The organism is Olivibacter ginsenosidimutans, assembly GCF_039542865.1.
Lineage (GTDB): Bacteria > Bacteroidota > Bacteroidia > Sphingobacteriales > Sphingobacteriaceae > Olivibacter > Olivibacter ginsenosidimutans.
Map to the genome: position 1 here is coordinate 105,599 of NZ_BAABIQ010000002.1, position 16,076 is coordinate 121,674.

The window sequence follows — 16,076 nt, forward strand, 5'->3', positions numbered from 1 at the left end:
AAACTTAGATAAATTGCCTTTTATATGCAATATAATCGCGTTGCATATAAAAGCGGTTTATCGGTCTCTCCTCTGCCATCAAGGACTTGTTTTTATAGAGGAAATATCCATTTTATCGTTAACAATAAACCTCCGAAATCACTTCCGGAGGTTTATTCAGGCATCTATTTGTGTAGACTATGGTAAGCGGAATACTATGCTAGTACTTTAGTTACTAAATCTGCCGCCTCTTTTAATTGGATTGCCGAGAACACCTCTAGTCCTGATTCATCAATCAGTTTTTTGGCCTCTTCTGCATTGGTTCCTTGCAGACGTACAATGATGGGTACAGGAATATTACCAATTTCATTGTACGCGTCTATTACACCTTGTGCTACACGGTCACAGCGAACAATACCGCCAAAAATATTGATCAAAATAGCTTTAACATTAGGATCCTTTAGAATAATATTAAAACCGGCTTTTACCGTTTCAGCATTAGCAGTTCCACCAACATCCAAGAAGTTTGCAGGTTCACCACCAGCAATTTTGATGATATCCATGGTAGCCATAGCCAATCCGGCACCATTAACCATACAACCAACATTGCCATCTAATTTTACATAATTCAAATTAGATCGACCTGCTTCGACTTCCGTAGGATCTTCTTCTGAAAGATCACGTAGCTCAGCATAATCGGGGTGACGGTAAAGGGCGTTATCGTCCAAGTTTACCTTAGCGTCAACCGCTAATATTTTATCATCAGAAGTTTTTAATACCGGGTTAATCTCAAATTGAGAAGAATCTGTTGCATCATATGCTTTATACAGTGCCGTTACAAATTTGGTCATATCTTTAAAAGCAGCACCACTTAAGCCAAGATTGAAAGCAATCTTTCTGGCTTGAAAACCTTGCAAGCCAATAGAAGGATCTATTTCTTCTTTCTGGATAAGGTGAGGGGTCTTTTCTGCCACTTCTTCAATATCCATACCTCCTTCGGTAGAATACATGATAATGTTCCGACCACGTGCACGATCCAAAAGTACGCTCATGTAAAATTCTTTCGTTTCACTTGCACCGGGATAATAAACATCCTGAGCAATGAGCACTTTGTTTACTTGCTTACCTGCAGGGCCAGTTTGTGGCGTTACCAGTTGCATACCGATGATTTCCTTGGATTTTTCTCTTACTTCATCCAAATTCTTCGCCAATTTTACGCCACCGCCCTTACCGCGACCGCCAGCGTGTATCTGTGCTTTAACGACTACCCAATCAGAATTGTAATCCTGTTTTAACTTTTTTGCAGCTTCTACCGCTTGTTCGGGGTTATCCGCAACGATACCCTCTTGAACACGCACTCCAAAGCTTTTTAATATGGCTTTACCTTGATATTCGTGAATATTCATCTATTTAAGAATTTTGCCGTAAAAATAGCATTTTATATTGTATATCGCAATGTAATAACGGCTTAATTAGTGATTAGTGACACGTGAACAATGACGAGAAGTAAAGAGCACCCTCCCGGATCACGGTTTACCACAACAAACGTTAGAAAACCTATCACAACTCATAACTCACAACTCATAACTAACGATCCACTTCTCCTAAAACGATGTCAATCGAACCTAATATGGCAATTAGATCAGCAATCAGAATATTCTTTGAAAGTTCTGGAAGTACCGATAGATTATTGAAGCTTGGTCCTCTGGCTTTCACCCGTCTGGGAATATCTAAACGGCCATCAGTAATAAAATAAAAACCCAATTCTCCTTTAGGATTTTCTGCCCGCACATAATAGTCTTGTGCCTTAGGTGAGACCTTTTTGGGAACCATTGCTCTCGGGTCAAAATCGGGTCTGCGTTTTAGTTCATGCTGCAATCGTTCGATGCATTGTTCGATAATTTTAACCGATTCTTTAATCTCATCCACACGTACTTTATAGCGGTCCCAGCAATCACCCAGCGTTCCCATTTCGCCTTTGCCAATAGGAATTTCGAAGTCTATTTCCGGATAAGCGGAATAGTCATCAACTCTCCGTAAATCCCATTTCAGTCCAGAAGCGCGCAGCATTGGCCCAGAACAACCATAATTTATGGCAACTTCTAGCGGTAAGGCACCAATATTGGCCGTACGAGAGATAAAAATTTGGTTATTGGTTAACAATTCATCCAATTCAACGAGCTTTGGTTTGAAGTAAGCTACAAATTCTTTACATCGTTCTTCAAAGCCTACTGGTAAGTCGTAAAACAAACCACCCACCCAGATATAATTATACAACATGCGCGATCCGGAAGCCCATTCCAGCATATTCATGATATGCTCACGATCTCTAAAACACCACATAAAAGGGGTGAAAGCGCCAATATCTATTCCATAAGTGCCGATGGCAATGAGGTGGGACGCTATGCGATTTAATTCGCATACGAGCACCCGGATGTATTCGATTCTTTTAGGGATTTCCTCGGCTATTCCTAGCATTCGTTCTACCCCCATCACAAAGGCATGGCTATTATTCATCGATGCAAGGTAGTCCATTCGATCCGTAAAAGGGATTGTTTTACCATAATTCATAGATTCTGCATGCTTTTCAAAACAGCGGTGCAGATACCCCATGTGTGGAACAGCTTCTTTGACAATTTCACCATCGGATATGACCTCGAGTCGCAATACGCCATGCGTAGAGGGATGTTGCGGACCGATATTGATAATCATTTCTTCGGGGCCAATAGCAGACATCCGTTCTTGATAGGCTTTTAATGCCGCTTGCGTATCGGTTTTAATCGTTGTTTCCGTGTCAACTATCTTGGAGTCGGTCATTTACTTCTACTAAATTAATGAAATTAATTGATTGGAATGCCATGGTATTCCTCCGCGTCTTTGTAATCTTTGCGCAAAGGGTAACCCTTCCAATCGTCTGGCAGGAGGATACGTCTTAAATCGGGGTGATTCTTAAAGAATATACCCATTAAATCAAAGGCTTCCCTTTCATGCCAATCGGCCGTGCGCCAAACGGAGCTGACGCTGTCTACCCAAGGGAGCACTTGTTCTTCACGATGGTTTTCCAACATGACCTTTAAGGTTAACTGCGTACGGTAGGGAATAGAAGCTAGGTGGTAAACAACACCAAACCCTTCTGTCACTCCATAATCAACAGCAGAAATACAAGATAAAAAATCGAACCATGTTTCGTTATGGTCTCTCAACTCTTGACAAACCCCTAAAATAAAATCTTTGTGGATTAGCAATGCGGGTTGTAGACCGCTTAACTCTTCATCAACGATACACGAGGCGCCAAATTTTGCTATTAACAGTTGTTTTATTCGCTGTAGGTCCATAGGGTAGGATTAATATTAAGGGGCTAAACGTTCGATTTTCCACGTACTTCCCGTTTTGGTATATAAAAGTCGGTCATGCAACCTATTGGCTCGGCCTTGCCAAAATTCCAATACTGTTGGCCTGACGATATAACCGCCCCAATGCGGTGGTTTTGGGATGACTTGATCTTTATACCGTTCAGCAATAGTCGACAGTTCTTCTTCCAACACAGTTCTGTTCGCGATGACAGCACTTTGTGGAGATGCCCAGGCTCCCTGTTGACTTCCTATAGGTCTACTATGGAAATATTTTTCGGAAACCTGATCCTTCACTTTGTCTGCTATACCATTTACACGCACTTGCCGTTGAAGATCAGGCCAAAAGAAAACGAGGGATACAACAGGATGATGAGCGATTTCCTTACCTTTATGACTGAGGTAGTTCGTATAAAATACAAATCCGTCATCTTCAATATCTTTTAAAAGTACGATACGGGCAGCGGGATTTCCCTCATGATCAACCGTAGCGAGGGTCATAGCATTGACTTCGGTTACTTGAGCTTGCAACGCTTGTGTAAACCAGTGTTTAAACTGCTGTATAGGATCTTTAGCCACCTGATCTTCATGAAGTTCTGCTAAGCGATAATCCGTCCTTATACTTTCAATAGACAATTCTTTTTGCATAAACTATTAGTTCTTGTACAAACTTAAAAAAACATACGCAATATGCAGTAGTTTCGGCCCTATATTTGTTGTAAAAAATACGAACTTAGAAATAAAATCTATGCTTAGTAATATTACCCCACAGCAAGGCAGTTTATTACTTTCTGAACCCTTTATGCTTGATCCAAATTTTCAGCGATCTGTTGTATTGGTGTGTGAGCACAACGATGAAGGAACAGTAGGCCTGATATTAAACCAGCCCAGCTCCTTATTCTTGAAAGATGTCATGGAAGATTTGTCAGGAGCAGAGTATCAATTATTTGTTGGCGGCCCAGTTGGACAAGATAGTGTACAGTTTATTCATAAATGCTACGATCGTTTAAATAGTGGCATTGCAATAGGAGAGGACCTCTATTGGGGAGGGAATTTTGAAGCCCTTAAATTGCTTATCAAAGACCGGGCAATAGGTTACGATGAAATCAAATTCTTCATTGGTTATTCCGGGTGGTCGCCGGATCAATTGACACATGAGTTACGGGAAAACACCTGGATGATCGGTAATAGCTATAATCCGGATATTGTATTTGTCAATGATGAAGAAAACCTGTGGAAAGAAGCGGTAATAAGCTTAGGGCCTAGATACGCGCATGTAGCAAGCTTTCCGCAGAACCCGATGTGGAACTGAATTCTTTCGTTATTCGTTATTAGTTGCTCGTTATTCGTATTTTCTAACAACCAACAACCAGTAACGAACAACTAAAATTAATTTTCCCGTTTCAAGCCATATTTTTCTATCTTACTATAGAGATGGCTTCGTTGAATTTCGATATCATCTGCCGTTTTGGAAACATTCCAAGCATTATTTTCCAATTTATACTTAATATATTCCCGTTCTGCATAATCCTTATACTCTTGAAAAGATGAAAATTGATCAAAATGATTTAATCCATTTACTGTATTTGGTGCAGATGCCTGTGCCACTTGGGGCTGGAAGGATTCCATTGATAAACTTTCGGCAACGGGCCCGCCAGGATTAGCATAGGCATATACATCCTTTTCCGTAATCGATTTATCACTCAAAATAATTAGACGTTCTACCATGTTACGCAACTCACGGATATTGCCTGTCCATGGTAATGATTTTAACGCGTCAATAGCTCTGCTGGTAATTTTCTTAATAGGCATCCCATAATCAGCGCAAATCTCTTCACAAAAATGTTCTGCAATAATCGGAATATCGCTCCGTCTTTCGGATAATGGCGGGACATGGATTAAGATGACACTTAAACGATGATAAAGGTCCATTCTAAAATTGCCTGCTTCTATCTCTTTAAGTAAATCTTTGTTCGTTGCGGCAATTACCCGTACGTTTACTTCTATTTCTTTATCACCACCTACGCGGGTTATTTTATTTTCTTGCAGCGCCCTTAGTACTTTAGCCTGTGCAGACAAACTCATGTCGCCTATCTCATCTAGGAATAGGGTTCCTTTATCCGCTTGTTCAAATTTACCAATACGTTGTTTTACTGCTGAGGTAAACGAACCCTTTTCATGTCCAAAAAGCTCACTCTCAATGAGTTCAGAAGGTATTGCAGCACAATTCACTTCAACAAGCGGTGCGTTTGCTCGATTTGATTTCTCATGTAGCCACCTTGCAACCAGCTCTTTACCACTACCATTGGCTCCTGTAATCAATACCCGGGCATCAGTAGGAGCAACCCGATCAATGGTTTCATTAATTCTACTAATGGCTTCTGATTCACCCAGAATTTCTCTCGTCTTACTAACCCGGCGCTTGAGTACTTTGGTTTCGGTTACTAAGGTACCGCGCTCCAACGCATTACGTACCGTTATGAGTAATCGGTTGAGATCAGGAGGTTTTGAAATAAAATCATAGGCACCTTTTTTACTAGCTTCTACAGCCGTTTCAACCGTACCGTGCCCCGATATCATGATGAAAGGTAGATCAGGCTTCAGGCTCAATGCTTCTGTAAGCACTTCCATGCCATCCATTCTTCCCATTTTAATATCACATAATACCAGGTCGATTGTATCCTTTTTGATGACCTCCAGTCCATCGATGCCATTATCAACATCTTGAACCTGGTAATCCTCATATTCTAAAATCTCCCGCAAAGTGCTTCTTATCGCACGTTCATCATCAATAATTAATATTTTAGCCATAATTACCTATTGCGCTATAATCGCAACCAATATGCTTTTTAAAAAAAAACAAGTCTATAAGCCGGGTTCTGTTTCCGATATATCGGAATCTATCATTTATCTAGCCCTGCGATCACTCGCAGGGTCCAACGACCTACCCATTCTGGATCCATCTATGATGGAACGGACGAGCAACCCTTTTCCAGAACCTATTTGGTCTTTCAACTCCCGGGGTTTACCGCAATGTATGTCGCCATACAAGGCCGTGAGCTCTTACCTCACGTTTTCACCCTTGCCTTGTTTACAACAAGGCGGTTTGTTTTCTGTGGCACTTTCCGTTCTTGATGGTTACCAAGACCTTCCCGTTAGGAAGCGAGATGCTCTGTGTTGCCCGGACTTTCCTCCTCACCAAAAGGTGCGGCGATAGAACGACTTGTTATTCGTGCAAACCTACTACAAAAAACTCAAAATTGAAAATTGGTCGTAGGTATTTATTAACCGTTTTTCACTTATCATTACGGCAATTTTTTAACTGCTGCGCGACTTCCTCGGTTGTAATGAGTCCAAGTTCATTTCCGAACGAATTACCCATATAGGTAAGTATATACGCAATTTCTTGTTCAGATAAAGTTGCATTAGCAGGCATCTCGGTATCAAATAATCGGTTATCAATGGTAAGCGGTTCGTGAATACCATATTTAACCATACAAGCCAGGCGATTTTGTTTCGATCGGATAGATGCGGTATCTCCCAGGGGGGGATAAAGATTTCCTAAGCCTTCTCCACCATCTCCATGGCAATTTTCACAGGTTTTATGATATAACGATTTTCCATTGGTGAAAAATTGAGCCTTTTTTATCTCGTCTTTTCCTTGGCAGGCGTGCATCACCACCATAACAAAGAGAATACACCAACCATAAAAAACAAATGTCGACTTCATCTATTACGAAATGAATTAATGGTATTCTTCCAATAGCACATCCATGTCGTCCATTAACTTCTTAACCTGCTCATCGTCTGTACCATCGTAAGCTCCTCGAATTCTTTTTTCCTTGTCTACCAAGATGAGCCAGCCCTGATGTTCAAAACCACCCGGTGCATCTGCATTTTCTTTAGCATATACCATATATTGATTGGCCATGTTATAAATATCTGCCTCTGAGCCATGCACAAACTGCCATTGATTTCCGGTGACACCTAATTTATTGGCATATCTTTTTAACACCCAAGGTGTATCATATTTGGTATCGATACTGTGTGAAAGTAATTTAACCTCTGGATTCCCTTGATATTTTTTTAAAACTTTTAAGAGGTTTTTACTCATTATCGGACAAATACTTGGGCAGGAGGTAAAGAAAAAGTCGGCAACGTAAATGCTCTGGTCAAAATCTTTGTTGGTTAGTGTTACGCTATCTTGGTTAATGAATGAAAAAGTTGGGATCGTTTTCCCTTCACCTAAAATAGGCAATTTCTTTTTTTCCTGATGACAAGCAGCGCCAAACAAAATACTTACGGCAATAAAAACGAAATAATATATTCTCATGATGTATATTACTTTATACGATATGTTGCTAACACGTGTTGGCTTTTTTGTTCTGTAGCCGAGAATTGGTCTTTTAACCTTCGAATGGCTTGGAGTTGTTCTTGTAAATAGGTATGTACCTCTTCTGGCTTTTTATTTTCGTGTTCGGGATCGAAATTATGCATCCAATCGGTCATCGCTTCATTTGTTAGCTTAAGGTCCGTTTGCAGATTAACCAATTGCTGTTTTAAGGAAGAGGTATCTAAGTCGGGATGCACTTGCTTTAAGCTATCCATTTTCGTTAACAAGGTAGTTACTTTTAGATTGTTACCTACAAATAACCCCATTTTAGGCATGATCGAATCATGCACGGCAATTACTTCTTCTTGCAATTGACGATTTTCGTTCTTCATGGAATTACAGGCACTGCAAGAAATCAACAGAACAGATATACCGAGAAAATAAGTGTTCATTTTTTTATCCTTATTCATATATAAATAATTATTCATTCGTGTTTGCATCCAATTGTATTCATGAATGCTTCGCATTTTGTTTTTCAATGGCCATATGGAATATTCAGATTATCTTCGATGAGCTCGCAAGCTCGGTTATTTTCATCGGTGTTTGTGTTTTGGCAATCGTGGACATTTCATAATGCTACAAACTTACGCATTAGAATCAATTTATACGACGGCCGGTCGATAGAATTCAGCCTCTTTGGTGGTATCTACTTTTACTACACCCGCCAAAATCATGTTTACCAATAGGCGCTGTGTTTTTCTTCTTGAAAGTTTAAGATGTTTACAGATATCGATTAATAAAACGGGTTGTTGATCATTCAGGAAGCTTAGCAGTTGCTGCTCTTTTTCGGTATAACTTAGCAATACTCCATCAGTTTTAGATGATCGCCTTAAAACATCGACGACAACTTTCCCTGCCAGGATACTCTTGTCTTTTACCCGTATATATACCCACCATTTGCCGTCTTCACCTAGAGCATAGTGCGGTTTCAGGTCACTTTCCGGAATCGCTGCAATTAAGACGAGTTTCTCATCCACATAAGCCTCTTCAAATTTTAATTCAACGGCAGGCTTGCAATACCTAAAGGCCGCCTTTTCCAAAATATAGCGTTCTTCATCTTCATTTTTGACCCCAATAATATGGCCATCATCAGCCACTCCAATATATAATTTCCCTCCCTTATTATTCGCAAAAGCCACCAAGGTCTTGGCAATTTTATGTGCATTGCTTATTTTGTTTTTAAAATCAAGTTGTTCACCTTCACCCTGCAATATAGACGACTTTAATTTCATGCTTTTTTTAAATAAGGGGCTATTATAGCCTTTTACTCAATAGGCTACCGTTTCCCGCTCGCTAGGAGCGTTCAAATTTCTGACATATACTTCATTCATTACTTTCGCACATAACTGGCCGTGCTTATCCGTAATATCCACAGAATAGGTATGAATGAATTTGCCTACAGTATCCAATTGGTACTTGGCTTCTTCAATATCATCTTGTGTCAACTTTATTTGGAAATAAAGCGTTGTCCGTCCCGGTTTAATATATGCTATGGAAGCGCTTTTAAGCCAAACCCTGGTTTTATAACCTTTCTTTCTAAAAATTTGATCAAACAATACGGCGAAAAATGGATCTGAAGCCGCGTAGATTGTGCCACCAAATATAGATGAATTATAGTTTTTATTGAGTAGACTATATATAATTTTTACATTTACGCCCATAAAATCTTTATGAAACCGTTGTACCCAGATCCGTTGAAATAAAAGCGGTGGATATAAGCGCATAATCCATTTTAACGTTCGTTCCGAAACTTTCATGTAAGGTAGAAATTCAAAAGTAAAAAATCAAAAACCCATATGGCACTTGGATTCCTTAAAACAATAAAGGAACAATATATCACACATATCTTCACCATCGCTAAAGTAAGCAATTTGGGAACCATTTTATGAAACGAAGCGAAATTGTCTTTTTTTACTTTGCTTCTCTTGGGAAATGGTGTTTAAAAAGTCACTTATTTTTACAGCTGAAATTTTCTATTTTAGCACCAAAATCAAATCCATGACATTAACAGATGATAAGCGGCAGTCGACTAACGTTTGGCTGTTGGTTTTGGTCGCATCCCTAGGCTATTTCGTAGACATTTACGACCTGGTTATCTTTTCTATTGTACGGGTGCAAAGTTTTCAAGACATAGGGATTCCAGCAGATGCTATGCGAACAGGAGGTGAATATGTGTTGAATATGCAAATGATTGGTTTGCTTTTAGGTGGAGTTTTATGGGGCATAATAGGCGACAAATATGGGCGTGTAAAAGTATTATTTGGCTCTATATTAATGTATTCCGTAGCCAATATCGTTAATGGTTTGGTACAGGATATTCATAGTTATGCTTGGGTACGTTTTATTGCCGGAGTAGGACTGGCCGGAGAGCTGGGAGCAGGCATTACCCTGGTGAGTGAAGCCATGCCCAGGAATAAGCGCGGATATGGCACCATGTTGATCGCTGGAATCGGTGTATTGGGAGCTGTCGTTGCCTTTTATGTTACAGAACATTTCGATTGGCGAAAAGCTTATTTTGTGGGGGGTGGAATGGGAATGCTCTTATTGCTGATGCGTGTAGGAACCTTTGAATCGGGTATGTTTACGCAAACGATGCAAAAGAATGTCGTCAAGGGAAATCTCGCCATGCTATTCCAAAAAAAAGAGCGTTTTTCTCGCTATCTTTATTGTCTGTTGATTGGTTTACCGATCTGGTTTGTGGTAGGTGTTTTGATAACACAAGCCCCCGAATTTGGGCATGCCTTAGGAGCGACCGATACCTTGAGTGCAGGGAAAGGTATCATGTGTGCTTATATTGGCATTTCTTTAGGTGATATTTTCGCAGGACTGCTTGCCCAGCTCACTAAATCGAGAAAAAAAGCCGTATTTTTCTTTCAGGTTTTAATTATCGTCAGTTCGCTTCTATACCTGACCAGTACTGGAATTACACCTGCTAAATTCATTTGGTTAGCCTTTTTTATGGGCTTCTCCGTAGGATATTGGGCTACCTTTGTGACGATAGCCTCCGAACAATTTGGAACGAATTTACGGGCTACGGTAGCAACCACAGCGCCTAACTTCGTTAGAGGCGCTTTAGTACCCAGTACATTTTTGTTTGAATTTTTTGTCCACCGCTTCAACATCATTACCGCGGCAATAGTGATGATCATCCTGTTAAGTGGTATCGCTATTTTTGCATTAAGTCAACTTAAAGAAAGTTTTGACCGTGATTTGAATTATGTGGAGGAGTAGCCTGCCTACTCACTTTTTACTGGAAGTATTTATGAAGTACTTTCCTATTTTGAAAAAGGGATTAAATAACGTCATGAATAAAATTGAGGAGCTTTGCGAGCGCATGAATGCCCCGACACGAGCTACTGAAAGTTGAATAAAAAAGCCCTCAACCGGGGAGATTGAGGGACTTTTAACTAACCAATTATAAACCTAAATTATGATGACACAAAGTTAAAGTGCTTCGTCCAAATATCCAAAAGCTTATGTTTATCTTGTTCATGGGTTTAGTTTTTGAAAACTGATTTACAGCCATTTATATAGTTTATATAATAAGATATTGACCGGTATGGATAATAGTCGAGGCAAAGAGACGGGTATACCGTGAAAATTGACAAGAACATGTTTTTAGACTTTAAAGATCAAGAAACTTACCTACTTATTGGTAGGTAAGTTTTTTTTGATATCTTTGCAGACGAAATGGATACCAAAACAGCAATAATAAAGCTTGGCGATAGTCTAATAAGGGAGAAAGGGTATAATGCTTTTAGTTTTTCAGACATTTCAAAAAAGCTGAGCATAAAAAATGCTTCTGTACATTATCACTTCCCTACAAAAACAGCATTAGGATTGGCGATTATTCAGGAACATCATAATCGGCTTGATCAGCTGAAAACTAAAATGGAGAATAAAGCCCCTATAGAAAAGCTAAATGCTTTTTTAAGTATTTATACTGTTGCGGAATCAGAGCATAAAATTTGTATCATAGGTTCCTTAGCAACAGACTTTTATACAGTTGAAACTGAAATACAGAATAAAGTCAAAATATTAGCTGATAATATCCTAAATTGGGTAATGGAGATCTTACAGGATGGAAAGGATAAAAAAGTTTTTCTGTTCAACATCAGCACAAGAACGAAAGCACTAATGATCATAACGAACATGCTTGCTGCAGTTCAGCTTACAAGGCTTACCAATAAGCAGGATTTTAAAGAAATTAAGGAAAATATAATACACGATTTAACACAAACATGCTAATGAAGCGAGTAGTCGTAACAGGCCTTGGAGCAATTACACCAATAGGAAACAGTGCAACTGATTTTTGGCAATCATTGATCAATGGTGTGAGCGGAGCAGCGCCAATCACTAAATTTGATACCAGTAAGTTCAAAACAAAGTTTGCGTGCGAACTTAAAAACTTTGACCCATTAAACTACCTTGAAAAAGCCGAAGCAAGAAAATATGATTTGTTTACGCAATACGCTTTAATTGCTGTTGAAGAGGCAATTAAAAATGGAAACATCAATTTTGACCACTTAAACAAAAATCGTATCGGTGTTATTTGGGGTTCTGGTAATGGCGGTATCGGTACATTTCAGCAACAAGTAACCGAGTTTGCACAGGGCGATGGCACACCACGTTTCAGTCCTTTTTTTATTCCGAAAATGATTGTTGATATTGCTTCAGGTGTCATCTCAATTAAGCATGGTTTAAGAGGCATTAACTACACAACTGTTTCCGCCTGTGCCACTTCAAACACAGCGATTATTGATGCGTTGAACTATATCCGTTGGGGCAAAGCCGATATGATGATTACAGGTGGTTCAGAGGCACCAATCAATGAAAGTTCTATTGGTGGCTTCAATGCCTCAAAAGCATTGTCAACACTAAACGACAATCCACAAATAGCCTCCCGTCCGTTTGACATCAACAGGGACGGCTTTGTAGTAGGTGAGGGAGCGGGAGCAATTATTTTAGAAAGCTACGAACATGCTGTAAAACGGAATGCACCAATTGTTGCAGAAATTGTTGGCGGTGGTATGGCTGCAGATGCATATCATCTCACAAGCACGCATCCAGAGGGCGAGGGAGCATATTTAGGTATGCTTGCAGCTTTGGAGGATGCAACGATTACCGTCAATGAAATTAATTATTTGAATGCACATGCTACATCAACACCACAAGGCGACAACAGTGAATTAAAAGCGATTGAACGTGTATTCGGAAAAGAAAACAAACTAAATATCAGCGCAACAAAGTCCATGACCGGTCATTTGCTAGGTGCAGCAGGAGCAATTGAAGCCATAGCTTGTATTAAAGCTGTTCAGCAGGATATCATACCACCAACAGTCAATTCAGTAGACATTGAACCTGAGTTTAAGGACGTCTTTGACCTTACTTTACACAACGCACAACAGCGAGAAGTAAACTATGCCATGAGTAACACCTTTGGTTTTGGAGGACACATTGCGACAACGATTTTCAAAAAATATAATTCCTGACTATATACCAGACAAAAATTTTGTGGCTTTATAACATGATAACCATGCGTAAAGAAAATTCAACCAATTCCATTAATGAGCAAGCATTACAACAATTTTGTAATGCTTCAAAAACGTTAGCTTTATTTAGCGGTCGCTGGAAACTTTCCATTATCTTCAACCTTTTGGAAAAAGACGCCCTTTACTCCGAATTCAAAATCTTGTTACCTGAGATTAGTGACAGAACCCTTTCCAAACAATTGAAGGAATTACAGGAAGACGAACTGGTTGTAAAAGACAAAAATAAAACGTCTTCCATCTATTCATTGACAGAAAAAGGACGGAACTTAAAACCCATTTTACAACTACTTTCCATCTTTTCGGTAAATAATTAATCAAAGTCTGCCTTCTCCAAAAACTCAATCACTTCTCCGTTTGGGCTATACACAAGGCTGTTTCGTACCTTTATAGTTTTTTGGCTGTTAGCAAGATCAAGTTCAAACACACCCTTACTTAAATCTTTTGCACCGATTTCGAGCGCTTGTTTTCTGGCCTTCTCAGCATCTCTCACGATGAAACAAATATGCAATAAGGCGTTTTCAATGTATTCATCATCCTCCTTTCTTTTCCTTCCTTGTGTTGGGATATCAGCATTTTTATCGCATACTTCAATGTAGTAATTGATTGATCTATTGTGCAGCATAGCACATTTTTCTAAGTTGAAATCTGGCAAAGACCAGTTGTGTACTTTTTCAAATCCCAGCTTTTTGTAAAAGCCAAGCTTATTTTCAAAATGTGTTGCTTTAATCGATACGTGATGGAACCCGATGATGTTTTGAGACAAATCCATAATGTCAAATTTTATATCCGCAAAACTATTTATCCTTTTAAAAACAGGAAAGAACTTACAAAATTGTTAGTACGCGTGAAAATAAATTGGAAAGACATATAGTATACACTGGGAAAAACCAACGGCCAAGCCCTGATAATTCTTATCTTTGCCGTCATGATAACAAAAGAAGAGATCACTGCCGCTTATCAGCGAATCCAGGACGATATTTGCAAAGGACTGGAAGCGGCAGATGGAAAGGCCCTTTTTGAAGAAGAACGTTGGGAGCGGGAAGGCGGTGGAGGAGGGCGTACCCGTATTATTCAGCAGGGGCAGGTAATAGAACGAGGTGGCGTAAATTTTTCTGCCGTGCATGGAGAACTTCCGAAGAAAATTAAAGATGCTTTTCAGGTAGAAAATCAAGATTTCTTCGCTAGCGGCGTTTCCATCGTTATCCATCCTAAAAGTCCTTGGGTACCTATTATTCACATGAATGTCCGTTATTTTGAATTGGATAATGGAAACTATTGGTTTGGCGGCGGGATAGACCTTACTCCCCATTACATTATAGAAAAAGATGCAAGCTTTTTCCATCAACAGCTGAAAAGCGTTTGCGATCGATATGACAGCAGTTTTTATCCACGCTTTAAAGCATGGGCCGATGATTATTTCTTTATTAAACACCGGAACGAAACACGCGGAGTAGGAGGGATTTTTTACGACAAACTTCACGCTGGAAATACCGCACTCGATAAAGACCACTTGTTTGCGTTCTCAAAGGCGGTTGGCGAAAGCTTTGTTCCGATATATACAGCACTAATCGATCGGAACAAGGATCGGTCATTTAGCGAAGCAGAACAGCAATGGCAATACATCCGCCGGGGAAGATATGTGGAATTCAACCTCGTTTACGATGCAGGCACCAAATTTGGACTGGAAACCAATGGCCGAATAGAGTCCATTTTGATGAGTTTACCTCCGCAGGCCAATTGGTTTTACAATTATCAAGCTAAGCCCGGATCATTGGAAGATCAAACGGCACAACGGTTAAAAAAAGGGATCGACTGGATTAACGCTTAATTGCTTATCTTGTTCACTTACCACATTCCTTTGTTCCCATAACCGTCACGTACCGGTCGTGCATCGCTTCGGTTCGCAAAGAAGCAGCAGGAACGCGTAAATCAAGGTATTTCAATTGCACCGGCATACACACTATCCGAGCTGTCATTACTTCCGTCTTCCGCAAAGAACGCTATATAGGCGTGATATTTAGCTCCGGGTTTACAGGTAGTTTCTTTGAGCACGATAGTATCGTAGCCGTCATAGCGAGAATTTCCAAATCGCTTCCCCCAAGCCTGATGCTTTTCGTTTTCTGGATATAACAGTAATAACGTGAGGTTGATATGATGCTTTGATTCCTTTTCATCTTGCGCATCATATCGCCAAGTAAAGCGTATGATACCGTTATCCAATGTTGCTTTCGCTTCTTTCGGATACGGCAGGACACCTTTGCTGAAGGAGAATTTTTCATGATCCAACTGATATCCGTGTTCTTCTTCCAGCACAGCCTCTTTCAAGTTATAAGACATAGCCGAGCTATGCCCGCTTCGGTTAGGGGCATAATTCATAAAACCGAGGCGAACAAAAGGAACAATAGGACTTAGCTTTTCTTGCATAAAACTGAATTTAGAACGTTGTGTTGCCTGCGATGCAGTAGGTTTGCGATGTTTTTTAATGCGCGGCAGAGAACGGATATAATCGATGCCTTTCCATTTGCAGAAAACCACACTACCTACTTTACCGGATACCGGTCCGTTAACGCCATTATTGACTCTTCCCATTATGATACTATTATTGTTTATTCCAGATACCATCTCCTAATCTAGAAGGTACCAATTTATCTACTAATATAAAAATAATTCGATAAAAGAAAGGAAATAAATCGGAGTTCATTCGCTTTTATCCGAACAAGGTCCGAACGAGGTCCGAATAAGGTCCGATTAAAATCCTATTGAATAGATAAGTTAACCATAAGTAATCCCTAGTTTTATCCC

Annotated in this window: 18 protein-coding genes and 1 other RNA gene; 6 read left to right on the plus strand and 13 right to left on the minus strand. The window is 39.8% G+C overall.

Going from position 1 to position 16,076, the window contains the following annotated elements:
- Window positions 1–194: 194 nt before the first annotated feature.
- From sucC to pdxH, 4 genes are all read right to left on the minus strand, one after another.
- A complete protein-coding gene (gene sucC, locus ABD930_RS01290; protein ID WP_345229868.1) occupies window positions 195–1,385 on the minus strand; it encodes an ADP-forming succinate--CoA ligase subunit beta in 1,191 nt (396 codons plus the stop codon).
- Window positions 1,386–1,566: 181 nt separating this feature from the next.
- On the minus strand, window positions 1,567–2,715 hold the full coding sequence (locus tag ABD930_RS01295; protein ID WP_345229904.1) for an NADH-quinone oxidoreductase subunit D: 1,149 nt from the start codon (window positions 2,713–2,715) through the stop codon (window positions 1,567–1,569).
- Window positions 2,716–2,819: 104 nt separating this feature from the next.
- Complete coding sequence (locus tag ABD930_RS01300; protein ID WP_345229869.1) at window positions 2,820–3,314, minus strand: NADH-quinone oxidoreductase subunit C; 495 nt, start codon at window positions 3,312–3,314, stop codon at window positions 2,820–2,822.
- Window positions 3,315–3,329: 15 nt separating this feature from the next.
- Window positions 3,330–3,977, minus strand: a complete 648-nt coding sequence (gene pdxH, locus ABD930_RS01305; protein ID WP_345229870.1) for a pyridoxamine 5'-phosphate oxidase — start codon at window positions 3,975–3,977, stop codon at window positions 3,330–3,332.
- A 100-nt stretch (window positions 3,978–4,077) separates the two neighbouring features.
- On the opposite strand from pdxH, the gene ABD930_RS01310 reads away from it, so the two are divergent.
- A complete protein-coding gene (locus ABD930_RS01310; protein ID WP_345229871.1) occupies window positions 4,078–4,641 on the plus strand; it encodes a YqgE/AlgH family protein in 564 nt (187 codons plus the stop codon).
- Window positions 4,642–4,718: 77 nt separating this feature from the next.
- On the opposite strand, the gene ABD930_RS01315 is transcribed toward ABD930_RS01310, so the two are convergent.
- The 7 genes from ABD930_RS01315 to ABD930_RS01345 form a co-directional block, all read right to left on the minus strand.
- A complete protein-coding gene (locus tag ABD930_RS01315) occupies window positions 4,719–6,140 on the minus strand; it encodes a sigma-54-dependent transcriptional regulator (protein WP_345229873.1) in 1,422 nt (473 codons plus the stop codon).
- A 41-nt stretch (window positions 6,141–6,181) separates the two neighbouring features.
- An RNA gene (rnpB, locus tag ABD930_RS01320) (RNase P RNA component class A) lies at window positions 6,182–6,559 on the minus strand.
- A 65-nt stretch (window positions 6,560–6,624) separates the two neighbouring features.
- Entirely contained in the window at window positions 6,625–7,059 is a 435-nt protein-coding gene (locus ABD930_RS01325) for a c-type cytochrome (RefSeq protein WP_345229875.1), read from the minus strand.
- Between the two features lie 15 nt (window positions 7,060–7,074).
- Complete coding sequence (locus ABD930_RS01330) at window positions 7,075–7,662, minus strand: SCO family protein (RefSeq protein WP_345229876.1); 588 nt, start codon at window positions 7,660–7,662, stop codon at window positions 7,075–7,077.
- Between the two features lie 8 nt (window positions 7,663–7,670).
- Complete coding sequence (locus ABD930_RS01335; RefSeq protein WP_345229877.1) at window positions 7,671–8,132, minus strand: hypothetical protein; 462 nt, start codon at window positions 8,130–8,132, stop codon at window positions 7,671–7,673.
- A gap of 192 nt (window positions 8,133–8,324) precedes the next feature.
- Window positions 8,325–8,954: an AlbA family DNA-binding domain-containing protein gene (locus ABD930_RS01340; RefSeq protein ID WP_345229878.1), complete on the minus strand. Its 630-nt coding sequence runs from the start codon at window positions 8,952–8,954 to the stop codon at window positions 8,325–8,327.
- Window positions 8,955–8,990: 36 nt separating this feature from the next.
- Entirely contained in the window at window positions 8,991–9,479 is a 489-nt protein-coding gene (locus ABD930_RS01345; RefSeq protein WP_345229879.1) for a DUF4442 domain-containing protein, read from the minus strand.
- Between the two features lie 241 nt (window positions 9,480–9,720).
- Here ABD930_RS01345 and ABD930_RS01350 point away from each other — a divergent pair, with 241 nt between their 5' ends.
- From ABD930_RS01350 to ABD930_RS01365, 4 genes are all read left to right on the plus strand, one after another.
- Window positions 9,721–10,953, plus strand: a complete 1,233-nt coding sequence (locus tag ABD930_RS01350) for an MFS transporter (protein ID WP_345229880.1) — start codon at window positions 9,721–9,723, stop codon at window positions 10,951–10,953.
- Between the two features lie 459 nt (window positions 10,954–11,412).
- On the plus strand, window positions 11,413–11,970 hold the full coding sequence (locus tag ABD930_RS01355; protein ID WP_345229881.1) for a TetR/AcrR family transcriptional regulator: 558 nt from the start codon (window positions 11,413–11,415) through the stop codon (window positions 11,968–11,970).
- Window positions 11,964–13,214 (plus strand): beta-ketoacyl-ACP synthase II, encoded by a 1,251-nt coding sequence (fabF, locus tag ABD930_RS01360; RefSeq protein WP_345229882.1) that lies wholly within the window; start codon window positions 11,964–11,966, stop codon window positions 13,212–13,214. Before ABD930_RS01355 ends, fabF begins: the two co-directional genes overlap by 7 nt.
- Window positions 13,215–13,258: 44 nt before the next feature.
- Window positions 13,259–13,588 (plus strand): winged helix-turn-helix transcriptional regulator, encoded by a 330-nt coding sequence (locus tag ABD930_RS01365; RefSeq protein WP_345229883.1) that lies wholly within the window; start codon window positions 13,259–13,261, stop codon window positions 13,586–13,588.
- Here the strand turns inward: ABD930_RS01365 and ABD930_RS01370 are convergent.
- Window positions 13,585–14,043 (minus strand): VOC family protein, encoded by a 459-nt coding sequence (locus ABD930_RS01370; RefSeq protein ID WP_345229884.1) that lies wholly within the window; start codon window positions 14,041–14,043, stop codon window positions 13,585–13,587. The genes ABD930_RS01365 and ABD930_RS01370 overlap by 4 nt on opposite strands.
- 156 nt (window positions 14,044–14,199) lie before the next feature.
- Here ABD930_RS01370 and hemF point away from each other — a divergent pair, with 156 nt between their 5' ends.
- Window positions 14,200–15,102: an oxygen-dependent coproporphyrinogen oxidase gene (gene hemF / locus ABD930_RS01375; protein WP_345229885.1), complete on the plus strand. Its 903-nt coding sequence runs from the start codon at window positions 14,200–14,202 to the stop codon at window positions 15,100–15,102.
- 101 nt (window positions 15,103–15,203) lie between these two features.
- On the opposite strand, the gene ABD930_RS01380 is transcribed toward hemF, so the two are convergent.
- Entirely contained in the window at window positions 15,204–15,863 is a 660-nt protein-coding gene (locus ABD930_RS01380; RefSeq protein ID WP_345229886.1) for a DUF6266 family protein, read from the minus strand.
- Between the last annotated feature and the right edge of the window lie 213 nt (window positions 15,864–16,076).